This is a genomic window from Pseudosulfitobacter pseudonitzschiae (assembly GCF_002222635.1).
Taxonomy (GTDB): domain Bacteria; phylum Pseudomonadota; class Alphaproteobacteria; order Rhodobacterales; family Rhodobacteraceae; genus Pseudosulfitobacter; species Pseudosulfitobacter pseudonitzschiae_A.
In genome coordinates, this window is sequence record NZ_CP022415.1 from 3520934 (window position 1) to 3543596 (window position 22663).

General features: G+C 59.2%; 22 protein-coding genes and 1 pseudogene. 18 read left to right on the forward strand and 5 right to left on the reverse strand.

Annotated features, from left to right (window positions below; all coding sequences use genetic code 11):
* Positions 1–52 precede the first annotated feature (52 nt).
* From pheT to mscL, 3 genes are all read left to right on the forward strand, one after another.
* A complete protein-coding gene (pheT, locus tag SULPSESMR1_RS17335) occupies positions 53–2449 on the forward strand; it encodes a phenylalanine--tRNA ligase subunit beta (RefSeq protein WP_089421999.1) in 2397 nt (798 codons plus the stop codon).
* Between the two features lie 28 nt (positions 2450–2477).
* Complete coding sequence (locus tag SULPSESMR1_RS17340; RefSeq protein ID WP_089422000.1) at positions 2478–2927, forward strand: YtoQ family protein; 450 nt, start codon at positions 2478–2480, stop codon at positions 2925–2927.
* A gap of 141 nt (positions 2928–3068) precedes the next feature.
* Positions 3069–3500 (forward strand): large conductance mechanosensitive channel protein MscL, encoded by a 432-nt coding sequence (gene mscL / locus SULPSESMR1_RS17345; RefSeq protein ID WP_089422394.1) that lies wholly within the window; start codon positions 3069–3071, stop codon positions 3498–3500.
* A 125-nt stretch (positions 3501–3625) separates the two neighbouring features.
* On the opposite strand, the gene ald is transcribed toward mscL, so the two are convergent.
* A complete protein-coding gene (gene ald, locus SULPSESMR1_RS17350; protein ID WP_089422001.1) occupies positions 3626–4744 on the reverse strand; it encodes an alanine dehydrogenase in 1119 nt (372 codons plus the stop codon).
* 140 nt (positions 4745–4884) lie between these two features.
* Between ald and SULPSESMR1_RS17355 the strand changes: the two genes are divergently transcribed.
* The 3 genes from SULPSESMR1_RS17355 (at position 4885) to SULPSESMR1_RS25275 (ending at position 7351) form a co-directional block, all read left to right on the forward strand.
* Complete coding sequence (locus SULPSESMR1_RS17355; RefSeq protein WP_089422002.1) at positions 4885–5355, forward strand: Lrp/AsnC family transcriptional regulator; 471 nt, start codon at positions 4885–4887, stop codon at positions 5353–5355.
* On the forward strand, positions 5352–6941 hold the full coding sequence (locus tag SULPSESMR1_RS17360) for a GMC family oxidoreductase (RefSeq protein ID WP_089422003.1): 1590 nt from the start codon (positions 5352–5354) through the stop codon (positions 6939–6941). Before SULPSESMR1_RS17355 ends, SULPSESMR1_RS17360 begins: the two co-directional genes overlap by 4 nt.
* A gap of 188 nt (positions 6942–7129) precedes the next feature.
* The gene (locus SULPSESMR1_RS25275; protein ID WP_198362900.1) at positions 7130–7351 is read left to right on the forward strand and encodes a hypothetical protein; all 222 of its coding nucleotides are present in this window, start codon (positions 7130–7132) and stop codon (positions 7349–7351) included.
* A gap of 92 nt (positions 7352–7443) precedes the next feature.
* On the opposite strand, the gene rpsU is transcribed toward SULPSESMR1_RS25275, so the two are convergent.
* On the reverse strand, positions 7444–7650 hold the full coding sequence (rpsU, locus tag SULPSESMR1_RS17370; protein WP_007118112.1) for a 30S ribosomal protein S21: 207 nt from the start codon (positions 7648–7650) through the stop codon (positions 7444–7446).
* A gap of 115 nt (positions 7651–7765) precedes the next feature.
* On the opposite strand from rpsU, the gene SULPSESMR1_RS17375 reads away from it, so the two are divergent.
* From SULPSESMR1_RS17375 to SULPSESMR1_RS17390, 4 genes and pseudogenes are all read left to right on the forward strand, one after another.
* Positions 7766–8458 carry a COQ9 family protein gene (locus tag SULPSESMR1_RS17375; protein WP_089422005.1) on the forward strand — a complete coding sequence of 231 codons (693 nt, stop codon included), beginning with the start codon at positions 7766–7768 and terminating at the stop codon, positions 8456–8458.
* Positions 8459–8551: 93 nt separating this feature from the next.
* Positions 8552–9541 carry an NAD(P)H-quinone oxidoreductase gene (locus tag SULPSESMR1_RS17380; RefSeq protein ID WP_089422006.1) on the forward strand — a complete coding sequence of 330 codons (990 nt, stop codon included), beginning with the start codon at positions 8552–8554 and terminating at the stop codon, positions 9539–9541.
* An 11-nt stretch (positions 9542–9552) separates the two neighbouring features.
* Positions 9553–10527, forward strand: coding sequence for a quinone oxidoreductase family protein (locus SULPSESMR1_RS17385; protein WP_089422007.1), 975 nt, complete (start codon positions 9553–9555; stop codon positions 10525–10527).
* A gap of 119 nt (positions 10528–10646) precedes the next feature.
* A pseudogene (locus SULPSESMR1_RS17390) lies at positions 10647–11011 on the forward strand (integrase core domain-containing protein); the annotation flags it as partial.
* A gap of 615 nt (positions 11012–11626) precedes the next feature.
* Here SULPSESMR1_RS17390 and SULPSESMR1_RS17400 read toward each other — a convergent pair.
* A complete protein-coding gene (locus tag SULPSESMR1_RS17400; protein WP_089422009.1) occupies positions 11627–11965 on the reverse strand; it encodes a hypothetical protein in 339 nt (112 codons plus the stop codon).
* A gap of 269 nt (positions 11966–12234) precedes the next feature.
* Here SULPSESMR1_RS17400 and SULPSESMR1_RS17405 point away from each other — a divergent pair, with 269 nt between their 5' ends.
* The 5 genes from SULPSESMR1_RS17405 to SULPSESMR1_RS17425 all read left to right on the forward strand — a co-directional run bounded on the left by SULPSESMR1_RS17405 (position 12235) and on the right by SULPSESMR1_RS17425 (position 17651).
* Entirely contained in the window at positions 12235–13242 is a 1008-nt protein-coding gene (locus tag SULPSESMR1_RS17405; protein WP_089422010.1) for an ABC transporter substrate-binding protein, read from the forward strand.
* The gene (locus SULPSESMR1_RS17410; RefSeq protein WP_240311486.1) at positions 13242–14276 is read left to right on the forward strand and encodes a FecCD family ABC transporter permease; all 1035 of its coding nucleotides are present in this window, start codon (positions 13242–13244) and stop codon (positions 14274–14276) included. Before SULPSESMR1_RS17405 ends, SULPSESMR1_RS17410 begins: the two co-directional genes overlap by 1 nt.
* Positions 14277–14278: 2 nt before the next feature.
* Complete coding sequence (locus SULPSESMR1_RS17415; RefSeq protein ID WP_089422012.1) at positions 14279–15043, forward strand: ABC transporter ATP-binding protein; 765 nt, start codon at positions 14279–14281, stop codon at positions 15041–15043.
* 305 nt (positions 15044–15348) lie between these two features.
* The gene (locus SULPSESMR1_RS17420) at positions 15349–16506 is read left to right on the forward strand and encodes a CaiB/BaiF CoA transferase family protein (RefSeq protein WP_162791909.1); all 1158 of its coding nucleotides are present in this window, start codon (positions 15349–15351) and stop codon (positions 16504–16506) included.
* Between the two features lie 32 nt (positions 16507–16538).
* Positions 16539–17651 carry an extracellular solute-binding protein gene (locus SULPSESMR1_RS17425; RefSeq protein WP_089422014.1) on the forward strand — a complete coding sequence of 371 codons (1113 nt, stop codon included), beginning with the start codon at positions 16539–16541 and terminating at the stop codon, positions 17649–17651.
* Here the strand turns inward: SULPSESMR1_RS17425 and SULPSESMR1_RS17430 are convergent.
* Both SULPSESMR1_RS17430 and SULPSESMR1_RS17435 read right to left on the reverse strand, forming a co-directional pair.
* The gene (locus SULPSESMR1_RS17430) at positions 17648–18496 is read right to left on the reverse strand and encodes an amidohydrolase family protein (RefSeq protein ID WP_089422015.1); all 849 of its coding nucleotides are present in this window, start codon (positions 18494–18496) and stop codon (positions 17648–17650) included. The genes SULPSESMR1_RS17425 and SULPSESMR1_RS17430 overlap by 4 nt on opposite strands.
* A 61-nt stretch (positions 18497–18557) precedes the next feature.
* Entirely contained in the window at positions 18558–19319 is a 762-nt protein-coding gene (locus SULPSESMR1_RS17435; RefSeq protein ID WP_089422016.1) for an IclR family transcriptional regulator, read from the reverse strand.
* Positions 19320–19485: 166 nt separating this feature from the next.
* Between SULPSESMR1_RS17435 and SULPSESMR1_RS17440 the strand changes: the two genes are divergently transcribed.
* Genes SULPSESMR1_RS17440 through SULPSESMR1_RS17450 form a run of 3 tightly spaced genes read left to right on the forward strand, consistent with a single transcriptional unit; the run spans position 19486 to position 22659 of the window.
* Positions 19486–20811 (forward strand): ABC transporter substrate-binding protein, encoded by a 1326-nt coding sequence (locus tag SULPSESMR1_RS17440; RefSeq protein WP_089422017.1) that lies wholly within the window; start codon positions 19486–19488, stop codon positions 20809–20811.
* Positions 20812–20851: 40 nt separating this feature from the next.
* Positions 20852–21793, forward strand: coding sequence for a carbohydrate ABC transporter permease (locus SULPSESMR1_RS17445; RefSeq protein ID WP_240311485.1), 942 nt, complete (start codon positions 20852–20854; stop codon positions 21791–21793).
* The gene (locus SULPSESMR1_RS17450; protein WP_089422018.1) at positions 21793–22659 is read left to right on the forward strand and encodes a carbohydrate ABC transporter permease; all 867 of its coding nucleotides are present in this window, start codon (positions 21793–21795) and stop codon (positions 22657–22659) included. The genes SULPSESMR1_RS17445 and SULPSESMR1_RS17450 overlap by 1 nt, the downstream gene beginning before the upstream one ends.
* Positions 22660–22663 lie beyond the last annotated feature (4 nt).

Sequence of the window (22663 nt, forward strand, 5' to 3'; positions counted from 1 at the left end):
AAGCACATTTCTTGTCATTGCAGGGCGGCATATTCCGCAGGGGAAAACGACCATGAAATTCACGCTGTCCTGGCTCAAGTCGCATCTCGACACCACCGCCACACTGGACGAGATCACATATGCGCTGACCGACCTCGGGCTTGAGGTTGAAGGCGTCGAAGATCGCGGGGCGGCGCTGGCGGCGTTTACCATCGGTTACGTCGAAAGTGCCGAGAAACACCCCGATGCAGACCGTTTGCAAGTGTGTCAGGTGCAGACCGACGAAGGCGTCAAACAGATCATCTGCGGTGCACCCAATGCGCGGCAGGGCATCACCGTGGTCGTGGCCAAGCCGGGCGTTTACGTGCCGGGCATCGACACCACCATCGGCGTGGGTAAGATCCGTGGCATCGAAAGCTATGGCATGATGGCGTCCGAGCGCGAGATGGAGCTGTCGGAAGAGCATGACGGCATCATCGAACTGGTGTCGGGCGAGGTCGGCCAAAGCTTCACCGATTGGCTGGCGCAGAATGACCCCGCCAAGGTCGATCCGGTGATCGAGATTGCAATTACCCCCAACCGCCCCGATGCGCTGGGCGTGCGCGGCATTGCCCGCGATCTGGCGGCACGCGGTCTGGGCACGCTGAAGCCCAGCACCGTCGAGTTGGTCGAGGCCAGCTTTGACAGCGACATCAAGGTGACGATCGACCAAGACACGTTGGACGGCTGCCCGCTGTTCAGTGGCCGTCTGATCAAAGGCGTGAAAAACGGCCCCAGCCCCGCGTGGCTTCAGGACCGCCTGCGCGCCATCGGCCTGCGCCCGATCAGTTTCCTCGTCGATGTGACCAACTTCTTCACATACGATCTGAACCGCCCCTTGCACGTCTTCGACGCGGACAAAGTGGCCGGAAACCTGCGTGTGCACCGCGCCGCGGGCGGCGAGGTCATCGCCGCGCTGGATGACAAGGAATACACACTGCAAGCGGGCCAGATGGTCATTTCCGACGACAACGGCGTCGAAAGCATCGCGGGCATCATGGGCGGTGCCGCTTCGGGCTGTACCGACGAGACGGTCAACGTCTTCGTCGAAAGCGCCTATTGGGACCCGGTGCAGATCGCCTATGCGGGCCGTGCGCTCAAGATCAACTCGGATGCGCGCTACCGGTTCGAGCGGGGCGTCGACCCTGCGTTTACCCCCGAAGGGCTGGAACATGCGGTGCGCATGATCGTGGACCACGCAGGCGGCGAAGCCTCCGCGCCGGTCTATGCCGGGGCCGTGCCCGATACCGCACGCGCCTACAAGCTGGACGCGGCGCGGGTGCAATCTCTGGTTGGCATGGAAATCCACGAAAGCCAGCAGCGCCAGACGCTGACGGCGCTTGGTTTCCGGCTGGAGGGCGACATGGCCCATGTGCCCAGCTGGCGTCCCGATGTGCAGGGCGAGGCCGATCTGGTGGAAGAGGTCGCGCGCATCGCGTCGCTGACCAAGCTGGAGGGCAAACCGCTGCCGCGCCTGACACCCGGCGTGCCGCGTCCGGTGATGACGCCAAGCCAGCGCCGCGAGCAGATCGCGCGGCGCACCACGGCGGCGTTGGGCTATAACGAACTGGTTACCTACAGCTTCATTGATCAGGCCAGTGCGGCCCTGTTCGGCGGCGGTGACGACTTGACGCGGCTGGAAAACCCGATTTCATCCGACATGAGCCACATGCGCCCCGCGCTGCTGCCGGGGCTGCTGGCTGCCGCCGCCCGCAATCAGGCGCGCGGTTTTGCCGATCTGGCGTTCTTCGAGGTCGGCCCCGCCTTTCATGGCGGCGAGCCGGGCGAGCAGCACTTGCTGGTCAGCGGCCTATTGGTCGGGCGCACCGGCCCCAAGGACGTGCATGGCGCGTCGCGTCCCGTGGATGTCTATGACGTCAAAGCCGACGCCGAGGCAGTTCTGGCCGCAATGGGCGCGCCCGCCAAGGTGCAGATCATGCGCGGTGCTGCGGACTGGTGGCACCCCGGACGTCATGGCAAGATCTGCCTTGGTCCGAAAAAGGTGCTGGGCGTTTTTGGCGAGGTGCATCCGCGCGTTCTGGCCGCGATGGACGTCAAGGGGCCAGCAATGGCCTTTACCCTATGGCCCGAAGAAGTGCCCCTGCCGCGCAAGACCGGTGCAAGTAAGGGGGCGCTGGCCATCAGTGACCTGCAGGCAGTTGAACGTGACTTTGCCTTTGTCGTCGACGCGGATGTCGAAGCACTGACACTGGTGAACGCAGCTCAAGGCGCCGATAAAGTGTTGATCGAAGACGTGCGCGTGTTCGACGAGTTTATTGGTGGCACACTGGGCGAGGGCAAGAAATCTCTGGCCATCACTGTGCGCCTGCAACCCACTGACAAGACACTGAAAGAGTCAGACATCGAAGCGGTTAGCGCCAAGGTCGTCGAGAAAGTGAGCAAGGCCACAGGTGGCACGCTGCGCGGTTGATCCGCGCGGCTCTGACAGGAGAATTGCGATGACGTTGAAAGTATATCTGTCCGGTGAAATCCACACCGACTGGCGCGATCAGATCATCAACGGGGCTGAAGGTCTGGACGTGTCGTTTGACAGCGCCGTCACAGATCACGCCGCCAGCGATGATTGCGGCGTGGAAATCCTCGGTGCCGAGCCAGACAAGTTCTGGCACGACCGCAAGGGTGCGCTGGTCAACGCCATTCGTACCCGCAAAGGCATTGCGGATGCCGACGTGGTCGTGGTGCGCTTTGGCGACCAGTACAAGCAGTGGAACGCCGCCTTTGACGCGGGGCAGGCGGCAGCCTTGGGCAAATCGCTGATCGTGCTGCACGGCCCCGATCACGCCCACGCGCTGAAAGAGGTCGATGCCGCGGCGCTGGCTGTGGCGCAAGAGCCGCAACAGGTTGTAGATATCCTGCGTTATGTTCTGACCGGAACTTTGCCGCGCTGATCTCCCACCACTGTTTGCAGTTTCAGCCAACACCCTGCGCAGGCCGTAGAAAATGCCTGCCAGATTGCAAAAGCTGTGCTAATCCACAAATGTCGGCGTGAAAATATGCAAATGCGCGCCACCGTTTACGAGGGATTAGTCATGCTGAACGAATTCAAAGATTTCATCGCCAAGGGTAATGTCATGGACATGGCCGTCGGCATTATTGTGGGTGCTGCGTTTACAGCCATTGTCAGCTCGATGGTGGGGGACTTGATCAACCCGCTTATCGGTCTGTTCACCGGCGGTGTTGATTTCACCAACAATTATGCGGTTCTGGCCGGCGAAGTTCCCGCCGGCGCGTCGCTTGAAGCCGCACGCGAGGCTGGCGCCTCGGTTTTTGCCTATGGTGCGTTCCTGATGGCGGTCGTCAACTTCCTGATCATCGCCTTTGTGGTGTTCATGCTGGTCAGGATGGTCAACCGCATCAAGGCCGCAGCGGTCAAGCCTGACGAGGTTGCCCCCGAGGTCAAAACAGGCCCGTCGCAACTGGACGTTCTTCTGGAAATCCGCGACCAACTTGCCAAGCGCTAATACGCGCCACAGCCGATCGAACAAGGCCCGCCCGGACTGCTCCGCGCGGGCCTTGTTGCTTCATCTTGCCGGATAAACTCCGGGGAAGGCGCGTATGCGCCGAGGGGCAGAGCCCCGCGCGCCGCTTACATCTTCAGCGCATCTTCGGGTGCTGTCACGTCCAGACCCAATGCGTCACCCACGGCCGCATAGGTCAGTTTGCCCGCGTGTACGTTCAGCCCCGCCAGCAGGTGCGGGTCTTCGGCACAGGCCTTTTTCCAACCCTTGTCCGCAAGTGCCAGCATGAACGGCATCGTCGCATTGCTCAGCGCAATCGTCGATGTTCGCGCTACAGCGCCGGGCATGTTGGCTACGCAATAGTGCATGATCCCGTCCACATCATAGATGGGATTCTGATGCGTGGTGGCCTTCGAGGTCTCGAAGCAACCGCCTTGGTCAATTGCCACGTCTACCAGCGCGGCGCCAGGTTTCAGTTCAGACAGTTGCGCTTTCGAGATCAGCTTGGGCGCTGCGGCACCGGGCACCAGTACAGCGCCGATGATCATATCGGCAGCACGCGCCAGTTCTATGGTGTTGCCTGCGCTGGCATAGCTGGTCTTGAACACGCCACCAAAGACGTCATCGAGATACCGCATCCGTGGCAGCGACCGGTCCAGCACGGTCACATCCGCGCCCATACCCGCCGCGATCCGTGCCGCATGGGTGCCGACGACACCGCCGCCGATCACAACGACGCGGGCTGGGCTCACGCCCGGGACACCACCCATCAGGACACCGCGCCCGCCGTTGGCCTTTTGCAGCGTCCACGCGCCAACCTGTGGGGCCAGCCGACCGGCGACCTCTGACATCGGTGCCAGCAACGGCAGGCCGCCCTGACGGTCTGTGACGGTTTCATAAGCGATGCAGGTCGCACCCGAAGCCAGCAGATCATGCGTCTGGTCGGGGTCCGGTGCCAGATGCAGATAGGTGAACAAGATCTGCCCCTCGCGTAGCATCTTGCGCTCGCCTGCCTGCGGTTCCTTCACCTTTACGATCATATCTGCGGCGGCAAAGACCTCTTGCGCCGTTTCGACGATCCGAGCACCCACCGCCGTATAATCCGCATCCTCAAAGCCTGCACCAACGCCGGCACCTGCTTGGATCAGTACAGTGTGGCCGCGCGCCACCGCCTCTTGTGCGGCGTTGGGCGTCATGCCTACGCGAAATTCTTGTGGCTTGATCTCTGTTGGACATCCGATTTTCATCTGCCATTCCCTGTATTGCAGTATGGGGCGTATTTTAACGTGATTGATGCGCAAGAACCCACGAAAGGGGCCTCGCTTTTCGCCTTGATATTCGAATAGTCTGGCGCGAAATGTCTAAATTTTCGAAGGAACATGCGCAAATGTCAGCAGACGCGACCGATCGGCGTATTCTCGAAGCGCTTCAGCGCAAGGGGCGGATGTCGAATGCAGACCTGTCCGAACAGGTAAATCTGAGTGCGTCGGCCTGTCACCGGCGTGTGCAGCGGCTTGAGGCCGAAGGGTATATCAAAGACTACGTCGCGCTGTTGGATGCGCGCAAGATGGGTGTTTCCACCACCGTCTTTGTCGAGATCACCTTGCAAGGACAGGCCGACGAGGTTCTCGACGCTTTTGAAAAGGCGGTGCGGCGCATACCTGACGTGCTGGAATGTCATCTGATGGCAGGCACCGCCGATTATATCCTTAAGGTTGTCGCCGAAAATACCGAGGATTTTGCACGCATTCACCGTCAGCATCTGGCCCGCTTGCCGGGGGTGGCGCAGATGCAGTCCAGCTTTGCCTTGCGCACCGTGTTTAAAACGACCGCCCTGCCGGTCTGGGGGGGGAAATGAGCGATTGGGATTATATCGTTGTCGGCGCAGGCAGCGCCGGATGTGTTGTGGCCAAACGGCTAAGTGACGCAGGCCACCGAGTGCTGGTGCTCGAGGCGGGGGGCAAGGACAATTACCATTGGGTGCACATCCCGATGGGTTATCTGTACTGCATCGGCAACCCGCGCACCGACTGGATGTATCGCACAGCACCTGTCGACGGGCTGAACGGCCGGTCGCTGCTCTATCCGCGTGGCAAGGTGCTGGGCGGCTGTTCGTCGATCAACGGCATGCTGTATCTGCGCGGGCAGGCGGCGGATTATGACGGCTGGCGGCAGATGGGTCTGACCGGTTGGGGGTGGGACGATGTGCTGCCCTATTTCCTGAAATCCGAAGATTATGTCGATGGCCCTTCGGATATGCACGGCACGGGCGGTGAGTGGCGTGTGGAAAACCAGCGCTTGCATTGGGATCTGCTGGACGACTGGATGGAGGCTGCGGCGGCTTGGGGTCTGCCGAAGGTCACCGATTTCAACACCGGCGACAACGAAGGCGTTGGTTATTTCCGCGTCAACCAGCGGAACGGCTGGCGGATGAATACCGCCAAGGCGTTTTTGCGCACTGCGACGGGCAAGACGTTGAAGGTTGAGACTCAGGCCCACACCCGCCGCATCCTGATTGAGGACGGGCGCGCCGTAGGGGTCGAATACGAACGCACGGGCCGGATACTTCAGGCGCGTGCGGGTGCCGAGGTGATCTTGTGTGCCGGTGCGGTCAACAGCCCGCAAATCCTGCAATTGTCGGGTATCGGTCCGGGTGATCTGTTGCAAGAACACGGTATCGCTGTCCAGCACGACGCGCCGCAGGTGGGTGCCAACCTTCAAGACCACCTGCAATTGCGCTGTGCGTGGCGGCTGACGCGGGCCAAAACGCTGAATACGATGGCCAACAGTCTGTGGGGCAAGGCGATGATCGGTATGGAATATGCCATGCGCCGCAGCGGCCCTATGTCGATGGCCCCCAGCCAGCTTGGCGCTTTCAGCAAATCGCGACCCGATCTTGCAACTGCGGATCTGGAGTATCATGTGCAACCGCTGTCGCTCGAGGCCTTTGGCCAGCCACTGCACAACTTTCCCGCCATCACCGCCAGCGTCTGCAATCTGCGACCGCAAAGCCGTGGCACGGTGCAGATCGCGTCGGCAGACCCGCATCAGGCACCGGTGATTGCCCCCAACTACCTGTCGACCGAAGGCGACCTTCAGGTGGCGCGCGACGCAATCCGGCAGGTGCGGGCAATCATGGCGCAAAGCCCGATGCAACGTTATGCTCCCGAGGAAATGAAACCGGGTGCGCAGGCGCAGACCGATGCGGAACTGGCGCAGGCGGCGGGGGATGTCGGCACGACGATCTTTCACCCGACCTGCACCGTTCGTATGGGTGGCGACGATGCGCCGCTGGATGGTCAGATGCGCCTGCGCGGGATTGGCGGGCTGCGCGTGGTGGATGCCAGTGCGATGCCCGCGATCCCCAGTGGCAACACCAACGCGCCGACAATCATGATGGCGGAAAAAGCCAGCGATATGATTCTGATGGCTGCGCGGGGCTGAAAGAAACGCATCGGTCAGGCATTGGTTCAAACCCGCCCGATATCCCTGTTGTATTGAACGAACGGAGACTGCTGTGCGCATGGTTTTGATGATGGTTTGCCTTGCACTTGTGGGGACACTTCTGGCGCTAGGTGTTTGATCCCGCGGTTTGATGGGGCGCTCCTTTCGCAGGAATGGAAGGAGGCATTATGGGACAAGTTCGTCATGGGAGCGCCACGACCAGGCACGCCGTCAGAGCCGCAATCTCCGAGTCTGAAGCGACCGTGCACCAAAATGCAGCGCTCTTTGACGAGACGATTCGGACCTGCCGGTCGCTAACCGCAGACATGAACGATGTGGAGGAAAGCCTGCGCATCTTCCGGCTTGGCGATGTCGAACCTTTTGTGCAGTTGCGGGTCGGAATCGCCTGAACTCGCTGATTTGGTCCCCTGAAAACAACAAACCCCCGCAGGCGCTGCCATGCGGGGGTCCGTAATCTTAAGCAGCTTACGCCGGGGATGACTTACATCATACCTTCGCGTTGAGCCTTTTTGCGTGCCAGCTTGCGGGCACGGCGGATCGCTTCGGCTTTCTCGCGTGCTTTTTTCTCGGAGGGCTTCTCGAAATGCTGCTTGAGCTTCATTTCACGGAACACACCTTCGCGCTGAAGTTTTTTCTTCAGGGCGCGCAGCGCTTGATCGACGTTGTTGTCGCGAACACTAACCTGCATGTGGTTTTCACCACCTTTCTAAGTTGAGTTGCAAGGATTTGCAGGAAGTGGGCATATAGCAACTGCGCCCTAGTTTGTCCAGTACCCGGACGACCTGCCAAAATGAGGTATCGCGATGACTGCCAACTATACCGAAACCAAAGAGGCACTCTTGCAGGCGGCCTTGCCGCATGTGGCTTTTGACGGATGGAGCGATGCTACATTTCAGGCTGCGGTCCGCGATGCGGACGTCGCCCCGGCAGTTGCGCGCGCGGTCTGTCCGCGCGGTGCGGTGGATCTGGCGCTGGCCTATCATGCGGCAGGCGATCAGGCGATGCTGGATAGGTTGCAATCCGAAGACCTCAGCGCCCTGCGTTTTCGCGACCGGATCGCAGCGGCGGTACGCTATCGGCTTGAGGCTATTGAGGATAAGGAGGCCGTGCGCCGCGGCACCACGCTGTTTGCCCTGCCGACCCATGCCGCAGACGGGGCAAAGGCGATCTGGGGCACTGCCGATGCCATCTGGACGGCGCTTGGCGATACCTCGGATGATGTGAACTGGTACACCAAACGCGCAACACTGTCGGGGGTTTACGGGTCCACTGTTCTTTACTGGCTGGGTGATGACAGTGTGGATCATCAGGCGACATGGGCCTTTCTGGACCGGCGGATCGACAACGTCATGCAGATCGAAAAGCTCAAGGCGCAGGTGCGCGAAAATCCGGTCCTGTCAAAGATGATGGCGGGCCCGAACAAGCTGATGCAGACAATCAAACGCCCTTCTGGACTTGGTGGTTTTCCGGGGCGCTGGAGCGGACCGAAGAACTGACGTGACGTGCCGCGAAGGCGGTGCCATGCGGCACTGGTTCCGTCGCCGCCTGCGGCCTGCTAGGCATGTGCAAATGAAATTCAGGAGGCTTCAATGACCCAGACAATGCGCGCGATCGAGATCACCAAGCCGGGCGGGCCGGAAGTGTTGCAACTCACAGACCGCCCCATGCCTCGGGCCGGCCACGGCCAAGTGGTCATAAAGGTTGCCTTTGCCGGTGTGAACCGTCCGGATGCTTTGCAGCGCGCAGGTATGTACAACCCGCCCAAAACCGCAAGCGACTTGCCCGGTCTTGAGGCATCGGGCGAGATTTCGGAAATTGGCGCCGGTGTCACCGGTTGGGCTGTGGGCGATCAGGTCTGCGCCCTGCTGCCCGGTGGCGGTTATGCGGAATATGTGGCCACCCCTGCGGCGCACTGTCTACCCGTGCCCGATGGTCTGGACATGAAACAGGCTGCCTGCCTGCCTGAAACCTTCTTTACTGTCTGGTCCAATGTTTTCACCCGTGGTGGGTTGAAAGGAGGCGAGCGGTTTTTGATCCACGGCGGCTCCAGCGGCATTGGCACCACAGCGATCCAGCTGGCCCAGCATTTCGGGGCGCGGGTCTTTGTTACCGCCGGTTCGGCCGAGAAATGTGCTGCTTGCGTCGAACTGGGGGCGGAACGGGCCATCAACTACAAGGAAGAAGACTTTGTCGAGGTGATGAAAGAGGCCGGTGGCGCCGATTTGATCCTTGATATGGTGGGTGGCGATTATATCCCGCGCAACTTCTCGGCGCTGGCCGATGACGGGCGGCTGGTGCAGATCGCGTTCCTGCAAGGACCCAAGGTTGATATGAACTTTGTCCAGCTGATGACGCGCCGCCTGACAATGACAGGCAGCACCCTGCGTCCGCAAAGCGATCTGGCCAAGGCACGGATCGCGCAAGACCTGCGCGAAGCGGTCTGGCCGCTTTTGGCAGCGGGCAAGGTGGCACCGGTGATGGACAGCACGTTTGCATTTGAGCAGGCTTGTGATGCCCATACGCGCATGGAAACCAGCACGCATATCGGTAAGATCGTTCTAGAAATTGGCGGCGCATAGGGAGACTGCGAATGGCACTGACTGCACTTATCAAAGAGGCCGGAGGGCCCGAGAATTTCATCCTCGAAGATCTTCCCGTAGGCGATCCCGGTGCGGGAGAGGTTCGCATCGCGCACAAAGCTGTGGGATTGAACTTTATCGACGTCTACCAACGCACCGGACTTTATCCGATGAATTTGCCCCACGCGTTGGGAATGGAAGCAGCAGGTATCATCGAAGCGGTCGGCGAAGGGGTGACGCACCTCAAGGCAGGCGACCGTGCTGCCTATGCCGCGCAACCGCCCGGAGCCTATTGCGAAGCGCGGGTGATGCCCGCCGCACAGGTCTGTCCGCTGCCCGATGACATCAGTTTCGAGCAAGGCGCCGCGATGATGCTTAAAGGTATGACCACGCAATATTTGTTGCACCGCACCACACCGTTGCAGATGGGCGATACCGTTCTGTTTCACGCCGCCGCCGGAGGTGTGGGGCTGATCGCCTGCCAGTGGGCGCGGGCCGAGGGGATCAACTTGATCGGCACTGCCGGGACAGATGAAAAATGCGCCCTCGCGCTGGAGCACGGCGCGACCCATTGCATCAACTACCGCACCGAAGATTGGGTTGCACAGGTGCGCGAAATCACTGGTGGCAAGGGTGTCGATGCGGTGATGGACGCCGTGGGCAAGGACACCTTCGATGGCTCGCTGGACAGCTTGAAACCCTTGGGTATGATGATTTCCTTCGGCAACGCATCCGGTCCGGTGCCGCCTTTCAATCTGGGTGTTCTGGGGCCAAAGGGGTCATTGAAAATCACCCGTCCGACGCTGTTCACCCACATCAGTGACCACGCCACCTGCCAGCAGATGGCGCAGCATCTGTTCGACAAGGTCTTGTCGGGTGACGTGGACATTCGTATCGACCAACGCTTTGCGCTTAAGGATGTGGCCGACGCCCATCGCGCGCTGGAAGCCCGCAAGACGACAGGCAGCACAATTCTCACGCTTTAGATGTTTGATCCCACGGTTTGATGGTGCGATCCTTTCTCAGGCTTGGAAGGAAGCATTATGGGACAAGTTCGTCATGGGAGCGCCACGACCACGCACGCCGTCAGAGCTGCAATACAGCAATCCACTGCCGGGCAATGGACAACGGCATCCAGTTCGCCGAGCGGCCCCGCAACCGGAACACAGCATACTCGAGGCAAATGGGATCGAGCACCGCCTGACAAAGCCAAACCATCCGTGGACTAATGGCCAGGTCGAGCGGATGAACCGAACGATTAAGGAGGCGACGGTGAAATGATACCATTACGACAGCCGTGATCAGCTGCGCACGCACCTCGCGGACTTCATCGCGGCCTACAACTTCGCACGCCGCCTCAAGACCCTCAGCGGCCTTACGCCCTACGAATACATCTGCAAAATCTGGACTTCAGAGCCAGATAGATTCATCCTAAATCCAATCCACCAGATGCCGGGACTGAACATCTAGCCGATGCAGGGCCTTGTTGGGCAAATTCGTGACCGAAGGCCACCTTCTGGCCCATCACCATTGCGCTGGTCACCTACCCGAAGTTGCCGCCAGAATTACCCGGTGTGATGCCTTCCAGTCGACCTTTCGCCTCTTGCTCCCAGATGTCCCGCAGCCCAAGAACACAGCCTTCATCCTTCGCGTCACAGGTCAGCGCGGTTTGCGCAGTCCGCACTGTGAAGTAGAGTAGTTAGACCCACCGAATATGTTCAGGATGATCAGCAGCTTAAAAGCAACGATCCACATCCACCAAAGCGATAAGCTTTTCCAAGGCACGCCAGGCCTTAGGCCGCTCGAACACCGGGCGCAGCCTGATAGCACCCTAGCTGAGGGTGAAAAAGAAAATGAAAGAGCCGAGTATCGCGCCGACAGCGAAAAACCCCCGCCAATCAGCGAACCGGGCAGATAGAATACTCTGCACCCCATACCAGATCAGGAAAGCTGGCCACACCGGCACTGAGTCCGGCAGTAAACGTCTGGTTGCCCCATGACCCGGGCGAGGTGTCCGTGATCAGGCGGTTTCCGCAAGGTGCCTATCCCGGCTGCCTCGTCTAGTTTGCCTTTACTGATGTTTCGTCAATAAAGACAACGCGCGCCGGATGCTTCGGCATCGCGGGAATGCGGTGTTCGAACCAGTCTTTGCGCTGTCGTCTTACTTTGACACGGCGGCGTTCGGGGGTGACCAGTGACCAATTTATACGTGTAGCCCAACTTGCAAAGGAATTTACCGATGGCGTTGGGGTGCACCCGAACGCGCGTTGGGTCAAACAGGGCCGCACTCAGTTCGGGCATCGTGATGTCACCATCTTGCTCGATGATTTTGACAAAGAAGCCCAGATGCAGGTCCAGCTTGCCCTTGCCTTTCAGCCGACCTTGCGGAGCGGCTGGCCTGTCCGTCGGGTCGCACGCGCTCATTGGGCTCCCGTGGCTGGCGAAAGCTTCATATCTAGGGCCGCCGCGCGACCACTCACCCTTCCGCAATGTATCGCTGAAATCGCGGCCCGCTGCGATAATAGCTGCGCAGGGGAGACGGCTAGTGATCGTGTCGGGCTTTCACGCAGTCACGCGGATTGATCTGCTTGTGCGTGACGTGCGCCTAATACCTGATAAAAACACTCTTGAATACGTTGCATGATACCTGTAGCCGCTTCTCGACTAAATCACTCAGGAACGGGATTAGATAGATGCAAGTTACGTTCAAAATAGCCTTGGCAAGTACGGCGTTGCTGTTCGCGTCGACTGCCCTGCATGCTGAAACAACTTACCCGCTGACGATCGAGAATTGTGGGCAGAGCGTTACTTTCGATCATGCTCCCGCGAATGCTGTGGCCTTGGGGCAGAACAGCGCGGAAATCATGCTGCTTCTGGGCCTTGAAGACCGGATGGCCGCAACCGCCTTCTGGCCAAACAAGGTGTTGCCCGAGCTGGCCGAAGCCAACAGAAAGGTCGATGTTATCTCGGTCGAGTTCCCCACGTTGGAAGCTGTATTGTCACATCAGCCCGACTTTGTGGCTGCGATGCTGACAACGCTGCTGGGCGCTGACAGCAAAGTTGCCAAGCGGTCGGATTTCGAGAACCTTGGCGTGCCGACCTATCTTTCGCCTAGTGCGTGTTCAACCACGCTGGATGCAGGGGACGCTTACGGTACGCGCGATGCCCTCTGGAGCATGGATCTGCTTTATTCCGAAATCGAAGATCTTTCGCTGATCTTTAACGTTGAAGATCGCGGGGATGCGCTGATCGCCGATTTCAAGGCACGCGAAGCGGCCTTGCACGCGCGTTTTGCCCGAAACGACAACCTGACGTTTCTGTTCTGGTTTTCCAGTGCCTCGCCCGCCGATGATGCCTATTTGGGGGGCGGCAACGGTCCTTCAGGCTATATTGCCGATATTCTGGGTGGCTCGAACGCGATCAAGACCGAAGCAGACTGGCCAGCCGTCGGGTGGGAGGGTATTCTGGCCGCCGATCCCACGGTTTTTGTCGCGGCACAGGTCGATCGCAACCGTTGGGATCTTGATCGGGCCGAAAGCAAGATCGACTTTTTGAAATCCGACCCGACCGTCAGCCAGATGGAAGCCGTTCAGGCCGATCGGATCGTGGTGATGAGTGGTGCATCGATGAACCCCAGTATTCGCACGCTTTATGGTGCCGAGCAGGTGGCCGAGCAGCTCGAGACACTTGATCTGCCGTGATAAGTTCTGACGACGAAAAAGAGGGCGGGCCATTCCGGCTTGTCCTGTTTCTTGGCCTGTCCTTGCTGGTTCTTGTGTTCGCTGTCGCCGCCGCAACGGCGATCGGTGATTTCAATATCGGTCTGAAAACTGTTTTCCTGTCTGTCACCAATGAGCTTGGACTGACCAACGTTCAGATCGCGCCAATTGAACAAAGCGTGGTGTGGAATCTTCGACTTAGCCGCGCGCTGGTGGCGGCGCTGGCTGGCGCAGGGCTGGCGATGTGCGGGGCGATCTTGCAGGCGCTATTGCGCAATGCGCTGGCCGAACCTTTTGTTCTGGGTGTGTCCGCAGGCGCATCCACAGGCGCCGTTTGCGTCATCGTGCTTGGGATTGGTGCGGGTGGTTTGTCGCTGTCGCTGGGTGCATTTGCCGGAGCATTTGCCGCCTTTGCCTTGGTAGCGCTTTTGTCCAACGGCGCAACAAGCGGCCCCAACCATACAATCCTTGCGGGGGTAGCGGCATCGCAACTGTTCAACGCGTTGACGTCTTACATCGTGACAACATCGGGCAATGCCCAGCAGGCGCGTGACGTGATGTTCTGGCTTTTGGGCAGTTTCGGTGGCGTGCGCTGGCCGGATTTCCAGTTGCTGTTGTTGGTGGTCATTTTCAGTTTGTCGATCTGCATCTTGATGGCCCGCTCGCTTGATGCATTCACCTTCGGAGACGAGGACGCAGCGGCGCTTGGTGTGCCGGTGGCCCGTATCCGGTTGGTGTTGTTCGGCCTGACCGCGCTGTTGACCGCGACCATCGTCAGTATGGTAGGCGCTATCGGCTTTGTCGGGTTGGTTGTGCCCCATGCAGCACGCTATGTGGTGGGACCGTTGCATTTGCGACTGTTGCCCGCCTGTGCCGTTGTGGGTGCAGTGTTCATGGTGATCGCCGACATCGTCTCACGCGTGATTGCGGTGCAGCAAATTGTGCCAATCGGTGTGGTCACAGCACTGGTCGGCGTGCCCTTTTTCGCCATTATCCTCTACCGTGCAAGGCCATAGAAATGAGCGTCGTCGCTGAAAACCTGCATTGGCGCGTCAAGCGCAAGGTCATCGTTTCGGACGTTTCAATTTCGGTTGCGCAGGGCGAGACTTTGGGCCTTATCGGGCCCAACGGGTCTGGCAAATCGTCGCTGCTGCGGTTGTTGGCCGGATTGAAGAAACCCGTGTTGGGGCGTGTGCAAATCAACGGTCAGGACATTGCGAAAGTGTCCCGTCGTGCATTGTCACGACAGCTTGCTTTCGTGCAGCAGAATGCCGCGACCGATACCAATGTGACGGTCCGCGATGTTATCCGTCTGGGGCGAACGCCGCACCGGTCCGCTCTTTCGGGCTGGTCCGAGGACGACGAAGCCGCGGTTGCCACGGCGCTGGACCGTGTCGACATGACCACCCGTCGCACGCAGGCTTGGCAGACCCTGTCGGGAGGCGAACGACAGCGTGTGCACATCGCACGCGCCTTGGCGCAGACACCGCAGGTCATGTTTCTGGACGAGCCGACAAACCACCTGGACATTCATCACCAGATCGAAATTCTTCACATGGTGCGGGATCTGGACCTGACAAGCATCATCGCCCTGCATGACCTTAACCTTGCCGCTATGTTCTGTGATCGCATCGTTGTGCTGGACGCAGGTGTTGTGCGGGCCAGTGGCACACCAGCAGAAGTGTTGACCCAAGAGCTGTTGCGCGACGTTTTTCGCGTATCGGCAGAGGTGAGCGGATCGCCAGACGCAGACCGGCCGCATATCAGGTTCAAAGCGGGCTAAGCAGGATTGAACTTGTAGATGCGGGCCGGTCGGGTTGTCCCCCTGATCCGTGCAGAAGGCTGCGCGCGGCTGAGCTGATTTTTCCTTTTATTCCTGTGTTCCGGTTCCAGCGGTTTCGTTGTGGCCCGCGCTTAGTCGTGGGCACACGGCTGATGCTGGGAAAAGAAGATCGTTGACAATGAAATTTGCTGATGAAAGATATATTCATATATCGATAAGATGATGACTGCGAAAGGGCACAGACTGATGCAGCGAATTTTGACAGAAGCGACGACGCTGACGCGCAAGCTGCAAAGGTTCGCATCGTGACCCCCCCCGATCTGCCGCTGCAGGGGCTGACCGTTGTCGACATGAGCCAGTTTTTGTCAGGGCCATACTGTTCCCTGCGTCTGCTTGACCTTGGAGCGAGGGTCATAAAAGTTGAACGGCCTGATGGCGGCGACCTGTCGCGGCAGCTTTATCTGTCGGACACTGAGATCGGCGGGGATTCCACGATTTTCCACGCGATCAATCGGGGCAAGGAAAGTATCGCGATCGACCTGAAAAGCGAGGCGGATCTGGACACCTTGCGAAGCCTTCTGGCGCAGGCTGACGTTATGATCCAGAATTTCCGGCCCGGTGTTATCGAACGGCTGGGGCTTTCCTATGCGGCGGTAAAAGAGATCAATCCGGCAATCGTGTACGGCTCTATCACTGGGTACGGCATGACCGGCCCGTGGGTCAAACGTCCCGGTCAGGATCTGCTGGCGCAGGCGCGGTCCGGTGTCATGTGGCTGAACGGCGATGCGGCGCAAGGGCCGGTGCCAATCGGGCTGGCAGTGGGCGACATGCTGGCCGGTGCCGCACTGTGCCAAGGTATCCTTGCGGCGCTGGTAGGACGGGGAATTTCCGGCAAGGGGCGACATGTCGAGACCAGTCTGCTTGAGGCGCTTGTCGATCTACAGTTCGAGGTTCTGACCACTCATCTGAACGATGGAGAGCGCGCCCCGCGTCGGGCTGATTACCGCAGCGCCCACGCGTATCTGTCTGCGCCCTACGGGGTTTATCCAACGGCGGATGGCTTCATCGCCGTTGCCATGACGCCGGTGGGTATTCTGGCCGATCTGCTGGATATTCCGGCGTTGGATGTGTACCGCGATACGCCATCAAAGTGGTTCACCGAGCGCGACCAGATCAAGGCAATTATCGCCGAACGGCTGGTGTCCGAACCGACGGACCATTGGATGGGGATGCTTGATGCACATGACATCTGGTGTTCCGAGGTGCTTGACTGGCGCGGATTGATGGGCAGTGACGGGTTCAAAGTTCTCGATATTCTGCAAACCGTAACCCGCGCCGACGACGTGTCGATCCGGACCACGCGATCCCCCATCCGGATCGACGGCCATCGGTCCACCAACAGCGCCGCCGCACCGCAGATCGGTGAACATTCTGAAATTATCCGCAAGGATTTCAACCTGTAAGCTCCCTGTTTACAGGCAAAAGGAGACCGTTCATGGCCACTTTAAAAGGTATGACCTGGAGCCACCCGCGCGGCTATGATCCTATGGTTGCGGTTTCTGCCGCATGGGAGGCACAGACTGGACACCGGATCAGTTGGGACAAACGGTCGTTGCAGGATTTCGAAACCTATCCGGTTGAGGATTTGGCGCGCAATTACGACCTGATCGTGATTGACCACCCTCATGTCGGGCAGATCACGGCAGAAGCCTGCCTGTTGCCCTTGCCGGATGTGCCCGAGATTACCGCCGAAAGTGTCGGTGCATCGGCCGATAGCTATGTCTGGCAAGGGCATCGCTGGGCCTATCCCATAGATGCGGCAGCGCAGGTTCAGGCGATACGGCCCGACCTGTTGCCGCAACCACTGACAAAGTGGGCAGAGGTCGTGTCGCTGGCAGAAGAGGGGCGGGTGATGCTGCCACTTCGGGCACCCCATGCGCTGATGTGTTTCTATTACATGGCTGCCAACGCAGGGCATCCCTGTCGCAATGATGGCAAGGGCACATTCGTTGATCCGGCGGCGGGGCGTGCGGCGCTGGAGCGATTGGCTGCGGTGGCGCAACACGTTGATTCCGCCTGCTATGAGATGGACCCGATCGCGGTGCTGGAGGAAATGTCGCAGGGCAGCAGGATTGCCTGCGCGCCCTTGATCTATGGCTATATCAGCTATGGATTGCCGGGGTTCCGCCCGAATAAGGCGACGTTCCACGACGTGCCATCGACACAGCTTGACGGCGATCTGGCGGGGTCGGGATTAGGCGGAACAGGCATTGCCGTTTCGGCCTTTTCAAACGCACCCGAAGCGGCCATAGCTTTTGCAGCCTATGTCGCAGGGCCAGCGGTTCAGCGCGGGATTTATGCGGATGCGGGCGGACAGGCGGGGCATCGTGCCGCTTGGACCGACGAAAGGGTCGATGATGCGGCAAGCGGGTTCTACAGTGGTACGCTTGCGACGCTGGACAGCGCATTCGTGCGCCCGCGGCACGACGGTTACATGGCGTTTCAGAACCCTGCGTCAGACCGCATTTCGCAGGCTTTGAAGGATGGCGCATACGACGCGGCGCTGGACGATCTACAAAAGCTGTTTGACGCCACCTTTGTGGATTAGGTCAGACCCCAGATGTGCGTTGCGTTTTCGTCCAGAATTGCAGCGCGCTCTTGGGTGCTTAGTTTTGCAAGGATCGATCGGGTGGCTGAAACCCAGTCTGTCAGGCTGCCGCCCAGCGTGCAGACAGGCCAGTCGCCCCCCCAGACGCACCGCGCCGGCGTGAACTGTTCGACCACATGCATCACCCAGCGTTCAAGATCGCGGGCAGTCCATCCGGCCTGCGCATAGGCGGGCAATCCGGAAATCTTGACTGACAGGTTGTCGCGCTGTGACAGGGCCGTAATTTCAGCGGCCCAACTGTTCCAGCCGGCCCCTGCGATGTCGGGCACACCGCAATGGTCCAGTATAAACTGCGTCTGCGGCGCGGCGTCTACCAGCCTTTGCGCTTGGGGCAGTTGTCTGGCCGTTACGCAGATATCAAAGGGCAGTCCGGCTGTGGCAAGCTGGCGGATGTTGTCACGAAAAAGGGGCTGCTCAGAAAGCGCGTCCGGCACGACATGCAGCGGGCGGCGAAACCCCTTGACCAGAGGATGCGCCTGTGCGGCGGCAATTTGGTCGCCAAAGTCGTTATTTTCCGGCCGACAGGCGGCGATAATGCCGCAAATCAGTGACTCCTGCCGGTCCGCCAGCCCTGCGATATAGTCGGTCTCATTGTCGATCTGATCTGTGGCAACATCAACTTCCATATGCAGGGTGCGCGTTATGCCCGCCTGCCGCGCCTCTTGGGTGTAGGTTTCGATTGACCAGTCCCTGTCCAGCGCAGGGGCATCAGACAACCAAGGATAGTCCAGAACGGTTCTGTCGATGATGTGGCAATGGGTGTCGGTAATGCGTTCAACGGTCATGAGTGGTCCTCCTGTCGTTGGAGCATGACTTATATGAATGATCTATTCAAATCGGAACTGATTACCGCGCGCCAGCCATGCGCGACAGCTCTTTGCAGGTCCGGACCAGAAGGCTGATACAGCTTTGCATGTCCGGCGCGCCATCTGTGTTGACCAGCCCGATGTAGGGAATGGTCAGCGCTGCAATCGCAGTTCCGTCGGCGGCCAGAACCGGCGCCGACAGGTTGTAGACCCCCGCAGTTTGTGCGCTGGCCATGTTTTCGAAACCCTGATCGCGCACGGTGTTCAGGCGCTTTGACAGGTCCGGTGAAATCACCTTGCCTTGGTTTTCATGATTTTCGTCAACCATGGCCTGCCGCTGGTCGGCGGGCGCATACGCCAGCAAGATGTGACCGGAACCGGTGTCGATCAGGCTGATGTGGCTGCCGACTCGTATGCTGATCCCCCAATAACCTGGTGCTTCTTGCTGGCTGACCACCACGGCATAACCACGGTCAAAAACCACAAGCTGATTGGCTTGCTTTGTTTCTGCAGCCAGTTCGCGCATCAGCGGCGAGGCGAAATTCACCAAACGGCGGGTCGGAGCGTGCAGCTGTGCCAGTCCGAACATTTTGAGCGTGAGCGCATAACGGTCGCCGTCAATCCGGTCTACATAGCCGCGCCGGACCAGTGTATCGAGCATCCGATAAAGCTCGTTCGGGCTGCGGCCCAATTGTTTGGCAATTTCAGCCTGACTGCGGCCACCGTCCACAGCGGCAAGAAGCTCTAGTATTTCCAGACCCTTGTCCAGTGCGGGTGCCCTGTAGCGATCAGTATCTGACATGGTTGCCTCTTTTCTTGTGAATGAAGGTCTTCATATGCAAATGCGCGGTGAGTTTCCAGCTAAACTTCTTGACGCTGGAAATTATTTAGTATTTGAATATGAATAGATTACTCATAAGTAAGTGATAGCCGGAGGGAGCGCCGGAATCGAAATCAGGGAGGAAGACATGACGATTTCCAAACGTAGAGGTTTGACCGGGGTAAGCGTTGCGGCGCTGGTCGTGGTTACTGGCGGCGCATTCGCGCAAGAGTTGCCAGGTAAGTTCGAGGGTGTCACGGTAGACGCCAAACTGATCGGCGGTCAGCAGTACGAGGCGCTTTACGCCCGCATCCCCGAGTGGGAGGCTGCGACCGGCGCAAAGGTCAACGTTGTCTCGAAGAAGAACCATTTCGAGCTGGATCGCGAAATCAAGTCCGACATAGGGACCGGTACGCTGAATTGGTGCGTAGGGTCGAACCATTCGTCTTTTGCGCCCCAGTATCCGGGTATCTACCGTGATCTGAAAGATTACATTCCCGCGTCGGAAATCGAGGCATTCGTGCCGGGCAACATCGAATCCGCCACGCTTGACGGCAAGCTGGCGTTGTTGCCGCGCGCGCAATTCGACGTCTCGGCGTTGTACTATCAAAAATCGCTTTATGAAGATGCGGATAAGGCGACCGCGTTCGAGGCCGAATACGGCTATCCACTTGCTGTACCGGAAACATGGGATCATGTACGCGATCAGTCCAAATTTTTCGCCAACCCGCCAGATTTCTTCGGGACGCAATACGCAGGCAAGGACGAGGCGATCAACGGGCGCTTTTACGAGATGCTTGTCGCCGAGGGCGGCGAGTATCTGGACGCTGATGGCCGTCCGGCCTTCAACTCTCCGGCGGGTGTCAAAGCGCTGCAATGGTTTGTGGACCTTTATGCCGCTAAAGCTGTTCCGGTTGGCGTGCCGAACTACCTTTGGGATGATCTGGGGCAGGGCTTTGCCTCTGGCACCGTTGCGCTGAATCTCGATTGGCCAGGTTGGGCCGGTTTCTTCAACGATCCGGCGTCCAGTCAGGTTGCTGGAAACGTGGGTGTGGCCCCGCCGCCGGTGGGCAGCGCAGGCAAGCGGACCGGCTGGTCCGGCTTTCACGGGTTTTCCCTGACAGAAAGCTGCGACACGCCCGAAGCGGCGGCATCTTTGATCTGGTTTTTGACAAACGAGGAAAGCCAGATCCTTGAAAGCGCCAGCGGCCCGCTGCCTTCGCGTACCGCTGTCTGGGATCATGTTATCGAAACTGCTCAGGGCGATCCCTATCGCGTCGAGGTGCTAAGCGCATTCCAGACGGCGGCCGAAACGGCCTTTGCTGTGCCGCAGACACCGTCATGGATCGAGATTTCCAATGCGGTTTACCCCGAATTGCAGGCTGCAATCCTTGGCGACAAGACCGCGCAGCAGGCGCTGGATGACGCGGCCAAGTCGGCCACGGAAATCATGGAGGACGCGGGCGAGCTTTGATCTCCCGCACTTTCTAGGAAAAGGAGGGGTGGCCGTGGCGATGCGGCCCCCCGTCCGTTGCACCCGTCCCAACAAGATTGATGCCATGAAGCTGTCTCGACTGCCCGCCCCGTTTCTGCTGTTGCTTCCCGCTGTTATCTTGCTGGCGGCAGTCGTTTTGTTCCCTTTGGTTCTGTCGTTGTGGTCAAGCCTGACGCCGTTCAGGTTGACGCGGCCAGACTCGATTTATCAGTTCATCGGCCTGCGCAATTACCAGCGTCTGATGGCCGATGTTGATTTCTGGTGGGCCTTCGGGCGTACCGTATTGCTGCTGACCCTAGCGCTGAACCTTGAAATGGTGCTGGGTCTGGGGCTTGCGTTGCTGGTCGAGCGGATCAGTCGGGGCCAGCGCCTGCTGCGAACCATCGTGATGTTTCCGATGATGTTTTCGCCGGTTCTGGTGGGGTTCCAGTTCAAGTTCATCTTTAACGACAACGTCGGGCTGGTGAACAATGCGCTGCAGTCGCTGGGGCTGTCGGACAGGGCAATCCCTTGGCTGATTGACGGCAATCTGGCCTTTCTTGCCATTCTCACCGCAGAAATCTGGTCATCTACTGCCGTCTTCGCAATCTTCATTCTGGCGGGTCTGATGGCCATGCCGCGCGACCCGTTAGAGGCAGCGCGTGTCGATGGCTGCACACCGTGGCAAACCTTTCGGTATGTGACTTGGCCGTTCCTGATGCCCTTTGCCTTTATCGCGATGACGATCCGGTCGCTGGACGTCGCACGGGCCTATGACATCATCAAAATCATGACCAACGGCGGCCCCGCTGGCCGGACCGAGGTACTTTGGACGTTGATCGCCCGCACCGGATACTCGGACGGCCGCATGGGGATGGCGAACGCGATGGGCTATATCGCGATCCTGCTGTCCATTGTCTTTACAGCCATGTTCTTCCGCCAACTTGCGAAAGCACGGGCACAGGTTGCGGGAGACTGGTAATGAACGAGATTGCAAACGCCCGCCTGAAGAAAGTGCTGACGCGATGGGCGCTGAATCTGGCGCTGTTTCTTGCGATGACGATCATCTGCCTGCCAGGCCTGTGGATCGTGTTGAATTCCCTGCGCCCCACGGTCGAGATAATGGCCAAACCCCCCGTCTGGATTCCCCGAGAGCTGAACTTTGACGCCTATATCGCGATGTTTTCGGGCATCGGGCAGGGCGGTATTCCGGTTCTGGACTACTTTCGCAACTCGCTTATCATCTCGGTGACGTCGACGGTTATCGCATTGGCGGTCGGGATGGCGGGTGGCTATGCCTTTGCCCGCTACCGCTTTGCGTATAAATCGTCGTGGTTTCTGGGCCTGATGCTGACCCGCACCGTTCCGGGCGTGGCGCTGTCGCTGCCATTGTTTTTTGTTTTTGCCAAAGTGGGCATCATCGACACACATTTCGGTCTGATCCTTGCCTACGTTGCGATGAACGTGCCGTTCACGATCTGGCTGATTGACGGGTTTTTCAGGCAGGTGCCCAAGGATCTGGCCGAAGCGGCGCAGATTGACGGGTGCACGCGCTGGCAGGCGTTCTGGCAGGTGGAATTTCCTCTGGCCCGTCCCGGCATCGCCAGCGCCGGTATCTTTGCCTTTTTGACGTCGTGGAACGAGTTTGCGCTGGCGTCCCAACTGACCCGCTCCACCGCAAGCAAGACGCTTCCCGTGGGGCTGCTGGATTACACGGCAGAGTTCACGATTGACTGGCGCGGCATGTGTGCGCTTGCCGTCATCATGATTGTACCCGCCTTGCTGCTGACTTTTGCGGTTCAAAAACACCTTGTCTCGGGCCTGACCACGGGCGCCGTCAAGGGATGACACC